Source organism: Frondihabitans sp. PAMC 28766 (assembly GCF_001577365.1).
Classification (GTDB): domain Bacteria; phylum Actinomycetota; class Actinomycetes; order Actinomycetales; family Microbacteriaceae; genus Frondihabitans.
The window spans coordinates 1,080,094-1,096,704 of sequence record NZ_CP014513.1; the positions used below are offsets into that span (position 1 = coordinate 1,080,094).

General features: G+C 71.5%; 13 protein-coding genes. 8 read left to right on the forward strand and 5 right to left on the reverse strand.

The genetic code is table 11. The annotated features are described in order from the left end of the window. The first annotated feature begins 22 nt into the window (after positions 1-22). On the forward strand, positions 23-2,071 hold the full coding sequence (locus AX769_RS05290) for a glycosyl hydrolase (protein WP_066276744.1): 2,049 nt from the start codon (positions 23-25) through the stop codon (positions 2,069-2,071). 25 nt (positions 2,072-2,096) lie between these two features. On the opposite strand, the gene AX769_RS05295 is transcribed toward AX769_RS05290, so the two are convergent. The 3 genes from AX769_RS05295 to AX769_RS05305 form a co-directional block, all read right to left on the reverse strand. Then, positions 2,097-2,756 (reverse strand): peroxiredoxin-like family protein, encoded by a 660-nt coding sequence (locus tag AX769_RS05295; protein WP_066276748.1) that lies wholly within the window; start codon positions 2,754-2,756, stop codon positions 2,097-2,099. A gap of 106 nt (positions 2,757-2,862) precedes the next feature. Further along, positions 2,863-3,639 (reverse strand): DNA-formamidopyrimidine glycosylase family protein, encoded by a 777-nt coding sequence (locus AX769_RS05300; protein WP_066276751.1) that lies wholly within the window; start codon positions 3,637-3,639, stop codon positions 2,863-2,865. A 58-nt stretch (positions 3,640-3,697) separates the two neighbouring features. Further along, positions 3,698-8,482 carry a DEAD/DEAH box helicase gene (locus AX769_RS05305; RefSeq protein ID WP_066276755.1) on the reverse strand — a complete coding sequence of 1,595 codons (4,785 nt, stop codon included), beginning with the start codon at positions 8,480-8,482 and terminating at the stop codon, positions 3,698-3,700. Between the two features lie 75 nt (positions 8,483-8,557). Between AX769_RS05305 and AX769_RS05310 the strand changes: the two genes are divergently transcribed. The 6 genes from AX769_RS05310 (at position 8,558) to AX769_RS05335 (ending at position 14,395) form a co-directional block, all read left to right on the forward strand. Next, positions 8,558-9,202, forward strand: a complete 645-nt coding sequence (locus AX769_RS05310) for an FMN-dependent NADH-azoreductase (protein WP_066276757.1) — start codon at positions 8,558-8,560, stop codon at positions 9,200-9,202. Between the two features lie 417 nt (positions 9,203-9,619). Continuing rightward, positions 9,620-10,603: an aldo/keto reductase gene (locus AX769_RS05315; RefSeq protein WP_066276759.1), complete on the forward strand. Its 984-nt coding sequence runs from the start codon at positions 9,620-9,622 to the stop codon at positions 10,601-10,603. Further along, positions 10,600-11,937 (forward strand): MFS transporter, encoded by a 1,338-nt coding sequence (locus AX769_RS05320; protein ID WP_066276760.1) that lies wholly within the window; start codon positions 10,600-10,602, stop codon positions 11,935-11,937. The genes AX769_RS05315 and AX769_RS05320 overlap by 4 nt, the downstream gene beginning before the upstream one ends. Then, entirely contained in the window at positions 11,937-12,830 is an 894-nt protein-coding gene (locus tag AX769_RS05325) for an SDR family oxidoreductase (protein WP_066276763.1), read from the forward strand. Before AX769_RS05320 ends, AX769_RS05325 begins: the two co-directional genes overlap by 1 nt. Before the next feature lie 22 nt (positions 12,831-12,852). Then, positions 12,853-13,368 carry a gluconokinase gene (locus AX769_RS05330; protein WP_066276765.1) on the forward strand — a complete coding sequence of 172 codons (516 nt, stop codon included), beginning with the start codon at positions 12,853-12,855 and terminating at the stop codon, positions 13,366-13,368. Between the two features lie 106 nt (positions 13,369-13,474). After that, positions 13,475-14,395, forward strand: a complete 921-nt coding sequence (locus AX769_RS05335) for an NADP-dependent oxidoreductase (RefSeq protein WP_066276767.1) — start codon at positions 13,475-13,477, stop codon at positions 14,393-14,395. Between the two features lie 105 nt (positions 14,396-14,500). Here AX769_RS05335 and AX769_RS05340 read toward each other — a convergent pair whose 3' ends face one another. Beyond that, positions 14,501-15,322, reverse strand: coding sequence for an alpha/beta fold hydrolase (locus AX769_RS05340; RefSeq protein ID WP_082763503.1), 822 nt, complete (start codon positions 15,320-15,322; stop codon positions 14,501-14,503). A 53-nt stretch (positions 15,323-15,375) separates the two neighbouring features. Between AX769_RS05340 and AX769_RS05345 the strand changes: the two genes are divergently transcribed. Next, a complete protein-coding gene (locus tag AX769_RS05345; RefSeq protein WP_066276769.1) occupies positions 15,376-15,780 on the forward strand; it encodes a MarR family winged helix-turn-helix transcriptional regulator in 405 nt (134 codons plus the stop codon). Positions 15,781-15,906: 126 nt separating this feature from the next. Here AX769_RS05345 and AX769_RS05350 read toward each other — a convergent pair whose 3' ends face one another. Further along, the gene (locus AX769_RS05350) at positions 15,907-16,554 is read right to left on the reverse strand and encodes an SIMPL domain-containing protein (RefSeq protein ID WP_066276771.1); all 648 of its coding nucleotides are present in this window, start codon (positions 16,552-16,554) and stop codon (positions 15,907-15,909) included. Between the last annotated feature and the right edge of the window lie 57 nt (positions 16,555-16,611).

Genomic DNA, 16,611 nt, shown 5'->3' on the forward strand with positions numbered 1-16,611 from the left:
CGCCGCAGCCACGGCCCTCCTCGTGAGCGCCTGCACCACGGGCGGGTCGTCGCCCTCCCTCGGCTCGGGCTCCGGCTCTTCTTCTTCGTCGAAGCCGTCGGCCGCCGACGCGTCGTCGACCGTGCTCGGCGACTCGACCGTCGCCCCGCTCGTCAAGGCGCTGCCACAGAAGTCGATCGCCCCGGCGACGACGATGCAACTGGCCTCCGGCCTCACGCCGCCCACCAACCGGTGGTTCTCGGGGCTCGTCTTCGGCGACACCGCGATGGCCGTCTTCCCCTTCCCGATCTCGTTCCAGGAGACCGCATCGGGCTTCGCGGCAGGTCTGCCCACGGCGACCGGCACGACCAACACCCTCTTCGGCGAGGCCGTCCAGCAGGTCATTGTCGGCATCGGCGCGACCAGCCAGATCGTCAGCCGCTACGACTCCGTCTCGGTGACCCTCGAGCAGAAGGCAGGATCGAGCGTGGTCGGGCACACGACCCTGGCCGAGGGGTCGCCGCTCGTCTCCTACGTCGCCGCGAAGTCGCAGACCGCCACTCTCAACGCTCCGGTCACCGACACCTCGAAGTCGGGATCGTTCACCCGAGGCACCCTCACGGCCGCCGGTCAGAAGTGGGCCGTCGTCACGTCCGGGTCGTTCTCGGCATCCGGCGTCTCCCTCGCCTCGGGGCAGAGCCTCGTGCTCTTCCCGGTGCCTGTCGGCACGTCGCCCGGCCAGCTCGACACGCTGACGGCTGCCGCGGCGTCACCGCTGGCCTCGGTGAGGACGGCGTACAAGGCGACGTCCAAGGGGCAGCAGACCTCGCTCTCGTACCTGACGGCGGGCAGGTCGAAGACCCTCGTCGTGCCGCTGCCGCACCAGGGCGACGCGGCGGCGTCGTCAGGATGCCAGAGCCTCACCTACAGGACGATCTACGGCACCGTCCCCGTCTGCGCCTCGACGGGGCTCACGTTCACCACCCCGACGGTGAAGCCGACCTCATCGCTCGACCTCACGTCGATCTCGGCGGCCGACACCGCCACGCTGAAGTCGCAGTTGAAGGTCGACGTCGCCACCCTGCCGACGTTCGCGACCGACACCTACTACGGCGGCAAGACGCTCTACCGCGCCGCGATGCTGCTGCAGATCGCTCGGCAACTCGGCGACAAGACCTCGGCCGCGACGCTGACGGCGAAGCTGACGGCCGAGCTCGACAAGTGGATGCAGCCGGGCGGCTGCACGACTCGCGGCCAGGAGTGCTTCGTCTACGACCCGAAGCTCAAGACGGTCGTCGGCCTCGTCAACTCGTTCGGCTCCGAGCTCGACAACGACCACCACTTCCACTACGGCTACTTCCTCTACGCCGCTGGCGTCGTGGCGCAGAACACTCCGTCGCTCGCGAAGAAGTGGGCGCCGGTCATGAACCTGCTGGCCGCCGATATCGCCACGAACACGCACTCCGAGTCGGGCGAGTACTTCCCCGACACCCGCATGTACGATCCGTACTTCTCGCACAGCTGGGCGTCCGGCTATTCGGAGTTCGCCGACGGCAACAACCAGGAGTCGTCCTCCGAGGCCGTCAACGCGTGGACCGGGCTGTCACTCTGGGCCGCCGCTTCGAGCGACAGGCCGCTGGCCGCCGAGGCCGCGTGGATGCTCAGCGGAGAGGCCGCGTCGGCTCTCGCCTACTACGTCAACCCGTCGCTTGTGGGCTCGCAGTTCGACGGCTTCGACCACTCGATGGTGTCGCTCAACTGGGGCGGCAAGCGCGACTACGCCACCTGGTTCTCGGCGGCCCCGAGCGCGATCATCGGCATTCAGCTGATCCCGATGAGCCCGGTCTCGTCGTACCTCGGCTCGGCCCGGGGCGGCGGCGCGGCGCACATCCAGTCGCTCGTCAAGACGGCCCTCTCGGCAGGATCCGACGCCACGCTCGTCGACTACGTGCTGATGTACGAGTCGCTCGCGAGCCCGGCTGCGGCACGGTCGGCCCTCGCGGTCGCGAAGAAGCTGCTGAGCACGGACATCGACAACGGCGACTCGCGCACGTACATGCTCGCGTACATCATGGCGAACGCGTCGAAGTAGCCCCCGGGGCCGGCTTCGGCGCGCGTCACGCGTCGACGGCGGCCAGGAGCGCGGGCACCTCGGTGCGCGTCGTGTAGTCCACGTGGACGTCGGCGAAGACGACGCGCCCGTCCGCTTCGACCACGAGCACCGTCGGGTAGGGGATGTCGCCCGTCTGGTCGGCATTGCTGTCGGCGACATCGAAGCCGAGCGCCGCGTGGGCCTTGCGAGCATCGGCGGACGGCTCGGTCAGGATGCCGAGTTGACGCACGAGCGCGTTGCCGGGGTCGGTCAGCACCGTGAACTCGAGGCCGCCGTTCGAGACGGCCAGGTCGGATGCCTCCGGCGTCTGCGGGCTGATCGCGACGAGCTTCACGCCACGCTGTGTCAGCTCGGGCAGCAGCGCCTCCTGGTAGTGCTTCAGCGTGAGGTTGCAGTAGGGGCACCACGAGCCGCGGTAGAAGACGAGCACGGTCCGCCCGTCGCCGAGGGCGTCGCCGAGCGACACGGAGCTGCCGGCAGAATCGAGGAGGGCCGCCGCGGGCAAGGTGTCTCCTGCGGCCACCGCATCGGCGGGCAGGCCGCTCTCAGTCAGCGCGGCCTGCTCGGCCGCGAACACCGCGCTCAGGTCCGGTCCGATCTGTGCGGTGAACCCTTCGTTGAAGGTCGCGACCTGGTCGTCGATGGTGGTGGTCGTCTCGGGCATGAGTGCCTCTCGTCGTCGGGTCGGCAGGGCGCCGGGGATGGTGACGACGACGCTAGGCGCACTCCCCGTCGGCCGCGCCTGACGTCGTAACAAGCCGACACGCGACCTACGTCTGACAGTGCGGGCACCAGTAGGTGTCGCGCAGCTCGAGCTCGGACTCGCCGAGGGTGCCGCGCAGGATCTTCGTGCCGCACCGCAGGCAGGGGCGCCCGGCCCGGCCGTAGACCCAGTCGGTGGCGCCGCGGAGGGTGCCGGTCGTGGTGCGGTCGACGCGATCCTTGTTGGCCTGGATCAGCCGGTACGCGAGGTCGATCGTCTTCGGCAGGTCGTCGACCTCGCCGACCGGCCGCGTCGGCAGCACGCCGCGCAGAAAGCAGAGCTCGTTGCGGTACACGTTGCCGACCCCGGCGAGCACACGCTGGTCGAGCAGGGCGAGCCCGATGGGGCGATCAGGATCACGGGTCAGGTTGTCGAGCGCGACGCTCGCGTCCCAGTCGGGCCCGAGCAGGTCGGGCCCGAGGTAGTCGACCACCGAGTCAGAGGCGTCGCGCGGCACCAGCTCGACGATGCCGAGGTCGAAGCCGACCGCCACCCACTCGGCCGTCTCGAGCACGACGCGCGCCTGGTAGGCGGGGCGCTTCCACTTCGTGCCGTGACGGTAGACGTGCCAGGAGCCCTCCATCTTGAGGTGGGTGTGCAGTGTGACGTCGCCGATGTGGTGGAGCAGGTGCTTGCCGCGGCTGACGACGTCGTCGACGACCTCGCCCGCGAGGTCGACGGTGGCGAACGCCGGCACTCGGAAGTCGGACTTCGTGAGGGTGGCGCCGTGCAGCACCGCGTCGAGGTTCTTCGCCGCGCGGTAGACGGTGTCGCCCTCAGGCACGGGCGCCCCGCTCCCACAAGCCCGTCATGAGCACAGGCCCGTCATGAGCGCAGGCCCGTCATGAGCGCAGCCGGACGCCGCTGGGCGTCGGCGCGAAGCCGGCCTCGCGGAGGGCGTCGCCGAAGGGGGTGCCCAGCACGAACTCGCCGTCCACGCGCTCGATGGCGAGCCGGCCGAGGTGTCCGCGGACGACCGCCGCGATCGACGTCGCCGCAGCAGCGAGGTCGCGCTCGCTCGGGTCGCCGAAGGTCAGCGTCGACTTGCCGCCGCGCTCGACGTACACGACGAGCCGGCCGTCGACCAGCACGACGAGGGCACCGGCCTTTCGGCCGGGCCGGTGGCCGCGCGGGCCGTCGGCCTCGGCGTCGTTCGGCCACGGGAGGGCGGCACCGTAGGGGTTCGCGGGGTCGGTCGCCGCAAGCGTGACCACGGTGACGGAGCGGCCGCGCCCGGCATCCTGCAGCGCCTCGTCGCCCTCTCGGTCGTCGTCGCGCACGAACGAGCGCAGCCGGTCGACGGTGGGCCCGGTCGCGAACTGGGCCGCGCCCAGGCCCTCGACGAAGTAGCCCCGGCGGGCGCGGCCGGTCTCTTCGAACGACGACAGCACCTTGTAGACGGTCGAGAAGCCGCCGCGCACGCCCTCGTTCTGCACGGCACCGCGGGTGACGACGCCGTGGCGTTCGAGCAGCAGTTCGGCCTGCGCCGCAGCGCGCACGGTCGTGTCCGGCTCGGCGAGCGGCAGCAGCGACCAGCGGCCGCCGACTGTCGGCGGCCCGGCGTGGCGCGGCAGGGCCGAGCGCGGCACCCGGCCTCGGTAAGAGGCGCGCGATCGGCTCGGCGTGCGCGGTCGCGGTGCGCGACCGCCGACCTGGATGCGCAGCGGCGCGAAGGTGTCGTTGGTGATCTGGCCCTGCCAGACGAGATCCCAGATCGCCGTCACGAGCGCGTCGTCGGTGACCGGCGACGTGGCCGTGGAGCCCACAGCGTCGGCGAGCTGCCGGAAGAAGTAGGCGCCGCCGCCGGCGAGAGCTGCGAGCACCTCGCGCTGCAGCTCGGTGGTCTCGTCTCCCTGCGGCTCGGGCAGGGTGACCTGCGCGCCGTCGGCGAGGTGCAGCCCGACCCAGCCGTCGTTGGCCGCCAGCGCGCCCGCGCCGGCCCAGATGACCTCGCCGGTCGCCGTCAGCTCGTCGAGCATGCCGGTCGTGTAGTCGGTGACCCGGGCCGGCAGGATGAGAGACTCCCACGCCGATGCCGGCAGGGCGACCCCGCTCAACTGGTCGACGACCTGCAGCACGCCGTCGAGGCCGCGCAGCCCCGAGCCCTTGGTGCCTGTGGCGACGTGCTGCCACGCCGGCAGGAAGCGGCCGAGCGTGTCGCCCGAGACCGGCTCGACCTCGTGCCGCAGCGCCGCAAGCGACCGGCTGCGGAGGCGCCGCAGCACCTCGGCGTCGCACCATTCGCTGCCCTGGCGGTCGGGCCGGAACTCGCCTTCGACCACGCGGCGCTGTGTGCCGAGCCGGCGGAGGGTCTCGAGCACGACGGCCGTCCCGAGCCCGAGTCGCTGAGCCACATCGACCGGTGCGAATGGCGCGTGGGTGCGGGCGAAGCGCCCGACCAGGTCGCCGAGCGGGTCGTCGACGGGCTCGATGAAGGCCGAGGGCACGCCGATCGGCAGGTTCACCCCGAGGGCGTCGCGCAGGCGGCTGGCGTCTTCGATGCCCGCCCAGCGCTCGACCCCGGAGTGCGTGAAGCGCAGGATGCGATTCGCTCGCGCCAGCCCCGACAGCGCCTCGTCGAGCTCGACGGTCGCGGCGGTGGCGCCGTCGCCGTCGCCTGCGGCTGCGTCGGCCAGCCAACTGCGCTCGACGATCTCGGTCGTCGACAGCGGCCCGAGGAGGCGCAGCAGGTCGACAACACCCTCGAAGTCGCGCGCCCGACGATCGGGCAGGAGCCGCTGCAGCTCGAGCTCGTGCTGTTCGATGACGCCGGCGTCGAGGAGCTCGCGCAGCTCGGCGCGGCCGAGCAGTTCGGCGAGAAGCGTCGAGTCGAGCGACAGCGCGGCTGCGCGGCGCTCGGCGAGGGGAGAGTCGCCCTCGTACATGAACGCGGCGACGTAGCCGAACAGCAGCGACCGGGCGAACGGTGACGGAACCTCGGTCTCGGTCTCGACCACGCGCACCTCGCGGCGGGCGAGCTGGTCGGTCAGCTGCATGAGCGCGGGCAGGTCGTAGACGTCTTGAAGTACCTCGCGCACGGCTTCGAGCACGATCGGGAAGGTCGGAAACTTCCGTGCCACGTCGAGCAGCTGCGAGGCGCGCTGGCGCTGCTGCCAGAGCGGCGACCGCTTGCCGGGGTTGTACCGAGGCAGCAGCAGGGCGCGCGCGGCGCACTCGCGGAAGCGCGACGAGAAGAGCGCCGAGCCGCCGACCTCCTCGGTGACGATCGCGTCGAGCTCGTCTCGGTCGAACGTGAAGAGGTCGGCTCCGGGCGGCTCGGCGTCGGTGTCGGGGATGCGGACGACGATGCCGTCGTCGGCGGCCATGGCCGAGCCGTCGATGCCGAGCCGGTCTCGGATCCTGCCGCTGACTGCCAGGGCCCAAGGCGCGTGGACGCGCATGCCGTAGGGGGAATGCAGGATCAGGCGCCAGTCGCCGAGCTCGTCTCGGAACCTCTCGACGACCAGGGTGGTGTCGGTCGGCACGTGACCGGCGACCTCGCGCTGCTCGGTGATGAAGGCGAGCAGGTTGCGGGCGGCGCGTTCGTCGAGACCGCCGGCGACGACCCGAGCCGTCGCCTCCTGCTCGCTCGAATTGGCGAGCTCGCGCGTGTAGGCGCCGATCGCGCGGCCGAGCTCGGCGGGTCGGCCGATGCCGTCGCCCTTCCAGAACGGCACGCGGCCGGGCTGGCCGAAGGCGGGGGAGACGAGCACGCGGTCGTGGGTGATGTCTTCGATGCGCCAGCTCGTCGCACCGAGGGCGAAGACGTCGCCGACGCGCGACTCGTAGACCATCTCTTCGTCGAGCTCGCCGACGCGAGCGGCCTTCTCGCCGACCATGAAGACGCCGAAGAGCCCGCGGTCGGGGATCGTGCCGCCGCTCGTGACGGCGAGGCGCTGGGCGCCGGGGCGACCGGTGAGGGTGCCGTGGACGCGATCCCAGACGATGCGGGGGCGCAGTTCGGCGAACTCGTCGGAAGGGTATTTGCCGCTCAGCAGGTCGAGCGTGGCGTCGTAGGCCGACCGCGGGAGGTTCATGAAGGGCGCGCTGCGGCGCACGGTGTCGAACCACTCGTCAGCGTTGATCTCGTCGAGGGCGACCGCCGCGACGGTCTGCTGGGCGAGCACGTCGAGAGGATTCTGCGGCATCTGCAGCTCTTCGATGAGCCCCTGGACCATGCGCTCGGCGGCGACGGCCGAGTGGATGAGGTCGGCCCGGTGCTTGGGGAAGAGCACACCCCGAGACGTCTCGCCGACCTGGTGCCCGGCGCGGCCGACGCGCTGCAGCCCGCTCGCGACCGACGGCGGCGACTCGACCTGGATCACGAGGTCGACGGCGCCCATGTCGATGCCGAGCTCGAGAGAGCTCGTCGCGACGACGCAGCGGAGGCGGCCGCTCTTCAGGTCGTCCTCGATCATCGCGCGTTGGTCTTTGCTGACCGAGCCGTGGTGGGCGCGGGCCAGGAGAGGCTCGGCGCCGGTGGTCTGGCCCGAGCTCATCAGCTGGGCAGGTGAGGAGCCGATCGGCTGGGGGCGTGCGGCCAGGTCGTTGCCGCCCGGGCGGCGCGTGGCGGCGATGTCTTCGTCGTCGCCGGTCGCGCCAGCACCCTCGATTGCGCCCACGGTGACGAGCGCGCCGTCGGCGCCGTCGGCCTCGTCGAAGGCCGCGGCGTCGGGCCCGAAGGTGCGCTCGATGTAGATGTCGTTGAGCCGGGCCGTCAGGCGCTCGGCCAGCCGTCGCGAGTTCGCGAAGACGATCGTCGACCGGTGCTCGAGGATCAGGTCGACGATGCCCTCTTCGACGTGCGGCCAGATCGACCCCTGCGGCGCCTGGCCGGCGGCGGAGCCCTCGAGGGGGGCGGCGGTGCCGAGCTCGGTCATGTCGTCGACGGGCACGACGACCCGCAGGTCGAACTTCTTCTCAGAGGCGGGCGCGACGATCGTGACGGGCGTGCGGCCACCCAGGAAGCGCGCGACCTCTTCGGGCGGCCGGACCGTCGCTGACAGGCCAATGCGTTGCGCGGGCTCGTCGAGAAGGTCGTCGAGCCGCTCGAGCGACAGCGCCAGATGCGCACCGCGCTTGGTCGACGCCACGGCGTGCACCTCGTCGACGATGACCGTCTCGACCCCGCGGAGGTTCTCTCGCGCGGCGCTCGTCAGCATCAGATAGAGCGACTCGGGTGTCGTGATCAGGATGTCGGGCGGGGTGCGCTGCAGCAGGCGTCGGTCGGCCGACGTGGTGTCACCGGATCGCACCCCCACGCTGATCTCGGGGGCCTCGGTGCCGAGCCGCCGCGCGGTCTGCGTGACGCCGACGAGCGGCGAGCGGAGGTTGCGCTCGACGTCGACGCCGAGCGCCTTGAGCGGCGAGATGTAGAGCACCCTGGTTCGATGCATCCGGGCTTCTTCACGAGACGCGGCATCCGGCGGAGGAGACGACGCCAGCTTGTCGATCGACCACAGGAAGGACGCCAGCGTCTTGCCCGACCCGGTCGGCGCGATGACCAGTGCGTTGTGCCCGCTCGCGATGGCCTCCCAGGCGCCCTCCTGCGCGTGCGTCGGCCGCGCGAACGCGCCGCGGAACCACGTTGCGGTCGCGGGAGAGAAGCGGTCGAGGACGTCTGCCATGGTCCTTGAATCCTGCCCCTGCCACTGACATCGGGTTCAGCCCCGCGACGGCTGCGGAATGGCTAACGTGAGGGCATGCCCAGCCTTCTGCACCTCGACTCGTCCGCCGACCTCCACGGCTCCCGTTCGCGCGCCATCACGGCGAGCTTCACCGACGCCTGGCGCTCGCTCGGCGACGACCACACGGTCGTGTATCGCGACCTCCACCGCGAGCAGCTGCCGCACCTGTCGAACGCCGACCTGCACTTCCCCGCGGCGCTCCGCCCCGAGGGGTCGCAGGTCGACCCGGCGCAGGAGGCCCTGCAGCACGAGATCATCGCCCAGCTGCTCGCCGCCGACGTGCTGCTGATCGGGGTGCCGCTCTACAACTACTCGATGCCGTCGACTCTGAAGGCCTGGGTCGACTACATCCACGTGCCGAGCGTGACCGCACCCTTCGGCGCCGACATGACGCAGCCGATGAAGGGCAGGCCCGCCGTGCTCGTGTCGACGCGCGGCGGCGTGTACGACCAGGGCACGCCGACCGAGTTCGACGACCACGCGCTGCCGGCCCTGACCCTGATCCTGCAGGGCGCCCTCGGCATGCAGGTCGAGACGATCGTCGACACCCGCACCCTGACCGAGCGCTTCGGCGGCCCCGCCGAAGAGGTCGCGCGCCAGCACGCCGAGCTCGAGGCGGCCCACGCCGCTGCTGCCGCCGGTGCGCGCCGCCTCGGCTGACCGGCGCGCCGCCGCTCCGCCGCGCCGCCGCTCCGCCGCGCCGCCGCTCCGCCGCTCCGCCGCTCCGCCGCTCCGCCGACCGGGCGCCGGCTGCGTCCGTCGGTGCGGCCGGTGCCGGCATTGCTGTTGTTGCCGTCGGTGTCGCCGCTTCCGGGTAGCGCTTTTCGTTTCAGGATGCTCAACTACGTAGTTGAGCGGCCTAAAAGTCCGTAGTTGAGCGGCGTGGTGCTCAACTTCGTAGTTGAGCGGCCCAAAAGCAAAACCGCTGCTCGATTGCGCCGCGGGCCGCGGGGGCGACCACGTGCCGGGGTGCCGCCGCGGCGGGGGCGGCCGCGTGCCGGGGCGCCGCCGCCGCGGGCGTCACCCGGCCGGGCGCCACCGGGCCGCGCACCACCCGGCCGGGCCTAGGCTCGACGCATGGAACAACGACGTCTCGGCCGCACCGCTCGCGAAGTCTCAGTGATCGGGCTCGGCACCTGGCAGCTGGGCGGCGACTGGGGCGACGTCAGCGAGCAGGCCGCGTTCGCCGTGCTCGACGCGAGCTCGGAGGCGGGCGTCACCTTCTTCGACACCGCCGACGTGTACGGCGACGGCCGCAGCGAGAAGACGATCGGGCAGTGGCGCAAGAGCAATGAGGACGCCCCGCTGACGGTCGCGACCAAGATGGGCCGTCGCGAGCCCCAGGATCCCGAGAATTACAGCCGCGCGAACTTCATCCAGTGGGTCGACCGGTCGCGTCGCAATCTCGGCCAGGACACTCTCGACCTCGTCCAGCTGCACTGCCCGCCCACCGCCGTGTTCGAGAGCGACGCGGTCTACGACGCCCTCGACGAGCTCGTGCAGCGCGAAGCGATCGCCGCCTACGGGGTGAGCGTCGAGGAGACCGCCCAGGCGTTGACTGCGATCGAGCGGCCGAACCTCGCGACCGTGCAGATCATCCTGAACGCCTTCCGCCTCAAGCCGCTCGACGAGGTACTGCCCGCAGCCGTCGAAGCGGGAGTCGGCATCATCGCGCGCGTGCCGCTCGCCAGCGGTCTGCTGAGCGGCAAGTACACCGCCGAGACGCAGTTCGCGCCCAACGACCACCGCTCGTTCAACCGCCACGGTGAGGCCTTCGACCAGGGCGAGACGTTCTCGGGCGTCGACTTCGAGCAGGGGGTCGAGGCGGCGAAGGCCTTCGCCGAGCTCGCGCCCGAGGGGGTCAGCACCGCGCAGGCGGCCCTCAAGTGGATCGTCGAGCAGCCAGGTGTATCGACCGTGATCCCTGGGGCGCGCAACGTCGAGCAGGCCCGCGCCAACGCCGAAGCCGGTGACGTGCCCGACCTGGGCGAAGAGTTCCACGACCGCGCCGAGCGCCTGTACGACCGGTACTTCCGCAGGGCCGTCCACTCGCGCTGGTGAGCCTCGAGCCCGAGTCGGCCGAGCCGCCCGCGCCCGACCGGGCCGACGCCGCTGCGAAGGGCGGTCTCCGCGGCTACACCCGCCTGCTCGCTGCACCCGAGCGCCGTGCGCTCTTCCTCGCCGGCCTGACCGCTCGTCTGCCTCTGGCCTTCGTCGGCTTCAGTGTGCTGTTCTTCGTGCGTTCCACGTCGGGATCGTTCGCAGCCGCGGGGCTCGCCTCGGGCATCGCCACGGCGGCGATGGCGGCCGTCAGCCCGTTCTTCGGGAGGATCGCCGACCGCCGGGGGCAGAGGGGCGCCTTGCTGCTCGCGGCCGTCTCGCATCCTGCCGCCGTCACGCTGCTGATCGTCGCGGGCGCGCTCGAAGCACCGCTCGTGGTGGTCTGCGCGGGGGCCGCGCTCGCGGGCGGCTCGGTGGCGCCCATCGGGGCTTTCATGCGGGCGCGGTGGTCGGGAATGCTGGCTGAGTCACAGGATCCTGACGCGCCGGTGGGCTCGCGACCCGCAGGCGGCTCCCTCCAGGCCGCCTTCTCGCTCGAGGCCATCGCCGACGAGCTGGTGTGGGTGTTCGGCCCGGCCCTTGCGGCGTTCGTGGCGGGTGCCGTGAACTCGTCGGCGGGGCTGATCCTGTCGGGGCTGACCGGGGTGGTCGGCTGCCTGTGGCTGCGCCGAGGCGGCGAGGTGGCCGTGCTCGACCGGGCCGTGCCCGATCACGGGCCGAAGCACGCCTTCCGACCGTGGCGCTCGCGGGCTCTCGTCGGCGTGCTGCTCTCGAGCGTCGCCGTCGGCATCACGTTCGGCGTCAACGACGTCACGGTGGTCTCGTGGACGACGAGCATCGGCGCGGCCGAGATCGCCGGCCTCGTGCTCACCGCGTATTCGATCGGCAGCGTCTCGGGCGGCTTCGTGATGGGGCTCGTGCCCGAGCGCTGGCCGTCCTTCCGCCTCCTGATCGCGGCATGCGCGGTCTTCGGCCTGTTCTGGAGCATCCTGGCGCTCTCGCCGACTCCGTACTGGCTGTTCCCGCTCGGCCTGTTCGCCGGGGCGACCATCACGCCGTTCACCATCTCGACGAACCGTGTGCTGCACGACGAGGTGGCGCCCCAGGTCTTCACCGAAGCACTGTCGTGGGCGTCGGCCTTCATCGTGGGGGCCATGGCTCTGGGCAACTTCGTCGGCGGCGTGGTCGATCAGGCGACCGGGCCGGGCGCAGGATTCGGGGTGGTCGCGATCACCGCGCCCCTCGCGTTCGTCGTCGTGGCCGTCGTCCGCCTCACGCAGCGCCGGGGGACAAGAAAGCGCGCGACCCGCCCCGCCCCGCGTACACAGGCGTGATGACCGACACGATGTACACGCCCCAGGACCCGACCAAGCAGTACCCCGGGCCGCCCTTCGCACAGCAGCAGCAGACGGGCCCCGGTGACATCCACGACATGAAGCCCGCTCCCGACCACGGCGAGACGAGCTACGTCGGCAACGGCCGCCTGGCGGGCCGCAAAGCGCTGGTCACCGGCGCCGACTCCGGCATCGGCCGCGCCGTCGCCATCGCGTTCGCTCGCGAGGGCGCCGACGTCGCGCTGGCCTACCTGCCTGAAGAAGAGGCGCAGGCCAAAGAGGTCGAAAAGCTCCTGCAGGACGCGGGGCGAACGGTCGTGCTGATCCCGGGCGACCTGCAGAGCGAGGCCTACAACGTCGAACTCGTCGAGAAGAGCGTCGAAGCCCTCGGCGGCCTCGACATCCTGGCCCTCGTCGCCGGTGTCATGCCGACCGTCGACAGCATCGACGACTTCGAGACGAAGACGCTCGACCACGTGCTGAAGTCGAACATCTACCCGCTGTTCTGGACGACGAAGGCAGCGATGAAGCACCTGAAGCCGGGTGCCTCGATCATCACGACCTCGTCGATCCAGGGCTTCGTGCCCTCGCCGTCGCTCGCCGAGTACGCGGTGTCGAAGGCCGGCATCGCCAACTGGACCCGAGCGATGGCCCAGCAACTCGCCGAGCGCGGCATCCGCGTCAACGGCGTGGCGCCCGGCCCGGTCTGGACGCCGCTGCAGCCCGCCTTCGTGCCCGTCGAGAAGATCGAGTCGTTCGGCGAAGAGGCCGCCTACGGCCGCCCCGGCCAGCCGGTCGAGCTGGCCCCGCCGTTCGTCTTCCTCGCCTCGCAGGAGTCGTCGTACGTCTCGGGCGAGACCATCGCGGTGACGGGCGGAACACCGACGCACTGACGGCTCCTGCCACAATGGCCCGGTGAGCATCCCCGCCGAGTCGCCGCCCGTCCTCGTGATCATGGGGGTGTCAGGATCGGGCAAGACCACCGTGGCCGAGCTCCTCGCGTCGCGTCTCGGCTGGGACTTCGCCGAGGGCGACCGCCTGCATCCCGAGGCGAACGTGGCCAAGATGGCGGCCGGCATCCCTCTCGACGATGCCGACCGCTGGCCGTGGCTCGACGCGATCGCCTCGTGGATCCGGACGCACACGGACGCCGGCCAGCCCGGCGTGATCACCTGCTCGGCGCTCAAGCGGGCCTACCGCGACGTGCTGCGCGGGCCGAACGTGGTGTTCGTGCACCTGGTCGCGGCGGCCGACCTCCTCGCCGTGCGCGTGGCGCAGCGGCCCGGGCACTTCATGCCGGCCAGCCTGCTCGGATCGCAGCTGGCGTTGCTTGAGCCGCTCGGCCCGGACGAGCGCCAGGTCGTGATCGACACGGGCCGCCCCGCCTCGGTCGAGGTCGACGAGATCGTCGCCCGCCTCCATCTCGCCTGACCCCTGCCCCTCCCGTTTTACCTATAGGTGCGGCCCTCCCGCAGGGAAATTTCTGTGCGGAAGCGCGTCACCTATAGGGAGAACGGGCGTGGTGTTGGATGGGGGCATGGGTGAGAAGTGGATCGCGACCTCGTACGGAACCCTCGACGGGCTCGAGAAGGTGGAGGCCGATGTCGTCGCCCCCGGCTCGCAGCAGGTCGTGATCGACGTGAAGGCCGTGGGCATGAACCCGGCCGACGCCAAGGGCGTGATCAACGGGCAGGATGCCTCGAAGCTCCCGGCCCCCATCGGCTACGAGGTCGCCGGAGTCGTTTCGGCCGTCGGGCCCGACTCCGAACTGGCCGTGGGCGACGAGGTGCTCGCCTTCCGCCTCAGCGGCGGCTACGCCACGCAGGTGACCGTCGACGACGCGAACGTCTTCGCAAAGCCGGCCACGCTCGACTGGGCCGCCGCCGCGAACCTCCTGCTGGCGGGCGCGACGGCTGCCGAGATGCTGAACGTCGCCGAGGCGACCGAGGGCGAGACGATCCTGGTGCACGGTGCTTCGGGAGCCGTCGGCGTGAGCGTCCTGCAGCAGGCTCGTCGTGTCGGCGTCAAGGTCATCGGCACCGCGAGCGAGCAGAACTTCGGGGTCGTCGAAGAGTTCGGCGGCACGGCCGTCGTCTACGGCGACGGCCTCCTCGAGCGGGTGCGGTCGCTCGCCCCGAACGGCATCGTCGCAGCGCTCGACTGCGTCGGCACCGATGAGGCCGTCGACGTGTCGCTCGCCCTGCTCGACGACGCGCAGAAGCTCGTCAGCATCGCCGCCTTCGGGCGCGCCGAGCAGGACGGCTTCGTCGTGATCGGCGGGGCCATGCCCGCGAGCGCGGCCTTCCGCGACGGGATCCGGCAGCACTTGGTCGACCTCGCGGCGGCCGGCGATCTCGTGGTGCCCGTGGCGAAGACGTTCCCGTTCGACGACGCCCGCGAGGCGCTCGAGCTGCTCGTCGGAGGACACCCCGGCGGCAAGCTCGCCCTCGTCGTCTGACGTCCCTCCGTCTTGCGCATGGCCTCCGTTTTACCTATAGGTAGCGCTCTGCCGACAGGAAGTTTCTGTGCGGAAAGGGTTTGCCTATAGGGAGAACGGGAGGGGCTAGAGCGCGGCGACGAAGGCGTCGAGGCGGGCGAGCGTGCGCTCGGGCTGCTCCAGCTGGGGCAGGTGGCCGGCCTCGGCGATGAGCTCGAAGCGGGCGTCGCCGAAGGCCTCGGCGTAGGCGCGGCCGTAGCTCGGCGGGAAGACGCGGTCGCTCTCGCCCCAAAGCACCAGCGTGGGCACCTGGACGCCGGGCAGGCGCTCGAGCAGCGACGGGTCGTGCATGTAGGGGTCGCCCGCGATCGAGCCCATGGTCGCCATGTTCGCGCGCTGGGCGGCGATCTGCTCGGGCGACTGCGTGGCCGGGTCGACGAAGAAGCGGTCGGCGTCGTGCCACGAGTGCTCGGCGATCTCACGAGGGGTGAGGGCGAAGAACTGGACGAAGTCTTCGCCGGGGATCTTCACACCCGCGCCGTCGATCACCACGGCGGCGCCGACGCGAGCGGGCTCGCCGGCCGGCCGCGTGGCATCCTGCGCCGCCAGCTCGGACGTGAGCCAGCCGCCGAGCGACGAGCCGATCACGACGACGTCGGTCAGCCCTTCGGCCGCCAGCAGGTCGAGCAGGAGGGTGGCGTAGGCCGGGACGCTGGTCAGCGACGCGGCGCGCGGCGCGCCGTTCCACCCGGGGAGCGTGGGGAGGAGGGCGCGGTGGCCGGTGTCGGCCGCATGCTGCGCGATGCCGCGGACGGTGAAGGGGCCGCCGCCGCCGTGCAGCACGAGCACTGCGGGGGCGCCGGGCGCGGGGGTGGACGGCGCGAAGTCGTCGAGGGTTAGTGGGACGCCGTCGGTGGGCGTCAGGATTCTGGTGGTCGTCTCGGTCATGTCGGCGAGTCTAAATCAACATGTTGATATAAACAAGTTGCTAAACTGTGGTCATGGTCTCCCTTCTCGAACTCGGCCGCGCCGTCAAGCAGGCGCAGTGGCGCCACCACCGCGCCATGGACCGCCGGCTCGCCGAGATCGGTACGACGCTGACCCAGTGGGACGCCCTGCGTGCCATCGCCCGGCAGCCCGGCGCCTCGGCGCACGAACTGGCGATGGCCACCTTCCAGAGCGATCAGGCGTTCGGCACGCTCGCGGGGCGACTGGCGGCGCAGGATCTCATCGTGCGGGCTCCGGGGTCCGGCCGCCGGGTGGAGCACCGGCTGACGCCTGCGGGGGCGGCGATGCTGGCGGCCGGCACCGCCGTGGCCGAGCGGTTCCTCGTGGGCTCGTTCGAGTCGCTCGACGACGCCGAGCGGGCAACCCTCTACGACCTGCTGAACCGCCTGGGCGGGTAGCGCAGGCCCAAACGGGCCCGGGGCTCGCTTGCGAGATCGCAGTTCAGCCGAGCATCGGGGTGGCGGGCGGGTCGAAGTGCGATCTCGCGCTCGTGCTCTGTGGCGACCGCGGCGCCGGCGAACCCGTCAGGCGGTGAAGTCGGCGGAGATCGTGACCGTCACCTCGATGTCGGGCGGCGTGAGGTCGAACGATGCCCCGTCGTGGGCGGCCGACTTCATCATCATCGCCTCCCGCGCGAAGGCACCGCTGCCACCACCGCCGCCGGGTCGCAGCCCCTCCTCATACAGGCGGTCGAGCAGCGGGGCGCCCACGTCGAGAGCAGCGGCGTAGTCGGCGGCGCGATCCGTGGCATCCTGCACCGCCTCGAACCGCGCCGAGCGGGCCAGGGCGCGACGCGTGGCGGGGTGGAGCTGCCACGTGAGGCCGTCGATCTCGACCAGCTCGGTTTCGGCGAGACGGCCGCCGAGGGCGCCGAGCTGCACGAAGTCGGTGACGACGAGGTCGAGCGAGACGCGCGCCCGGGCCTGCACGACTGGCTCGTCACGGCCCTGGCGGTACTCGCGGATCGTGTCGCTGACGAGGCCGGTCGACGTGTGCGACGGGGCCGAGTCGCCCAGCGCATCGAGGTCGGCGAGCAGCCCGGCGTGCGCCTCCGATACCTGGCGCGCGACGCCGGCTCGGTCGTCGCCGGTGGCCGTCACGGCTACGTGCAGGTTTGCCGACTCGGCAGGATGCGAGGCGGTCGCCGTGCCACCCACCACGAAAGTCGTCATGACGACATCCTGCCCCCGTCACCCGTCACCCGTCACCAGCCACCCGCCGCCCGCGCG

Coding starts and splice junctions, on each gene's coding strand:
- AX769_RS05295 (WP_066276748.1), bottom strand. CDS start 2,756: ATGCCCGAGACGACCACCACCATCGACGACCAGGTCGCGACCTTCAAC.
- AX769_RS05305 (WP_066276755.1), bottom strand. CDS start 8,482: ATGGCAGACGTCCTCGACCGCTTCTCTCCCGCGACCGCAACGTGGTTC.
- AX769_RS05310 (WP_066276757.1), top strand. CDS start 8,558: ATGCCCAGCCTTCTGCACCTCGACTCGTCCGCCGACCTCCACGGCTCC.
- AX769_RS05315 (WP_066276759.1), top strand. CDS start 9,620: ATGGAACAACGACGTCTCGGCCGCACCGCTCGCGAAGTCTCAGTGATC.
- AX769_RS05325 (WP_066276763.1), top strand. CDS start 11,937: ATGACCGACACGATGTACACGCCCCAGGACCCGACCAAGCAGTACCCC.
- AX769_RS05335 (WP_066276767.1), top strand. CDS start 13,475: ATGGGTGAGAAGTGGATCGCGACCTCGTACGGAACCCTCGACGGGCTC.
- AX769_RS05340 (WP_082763503.1), bottom strand. CDS start 15,322: ATGACCGAGACGACCACCAGAATCCTGACGCCCACCGACGGCGTCCCA.
- AX769_RS05345 (WP_066276769.1), top strand. CDS start 15,376: ATGGTCTCCCTTCTCGAACTCGGCCGCGCCGTCAAGCAGGCGCAGTGG.
- AX769_RS05350 (WP_066276771.1), bottom strand. CDS start 16,554: ATGACGACTTTCGTGGTGGGTGGCACGGCGACCGCCTCGCATCCTGCC.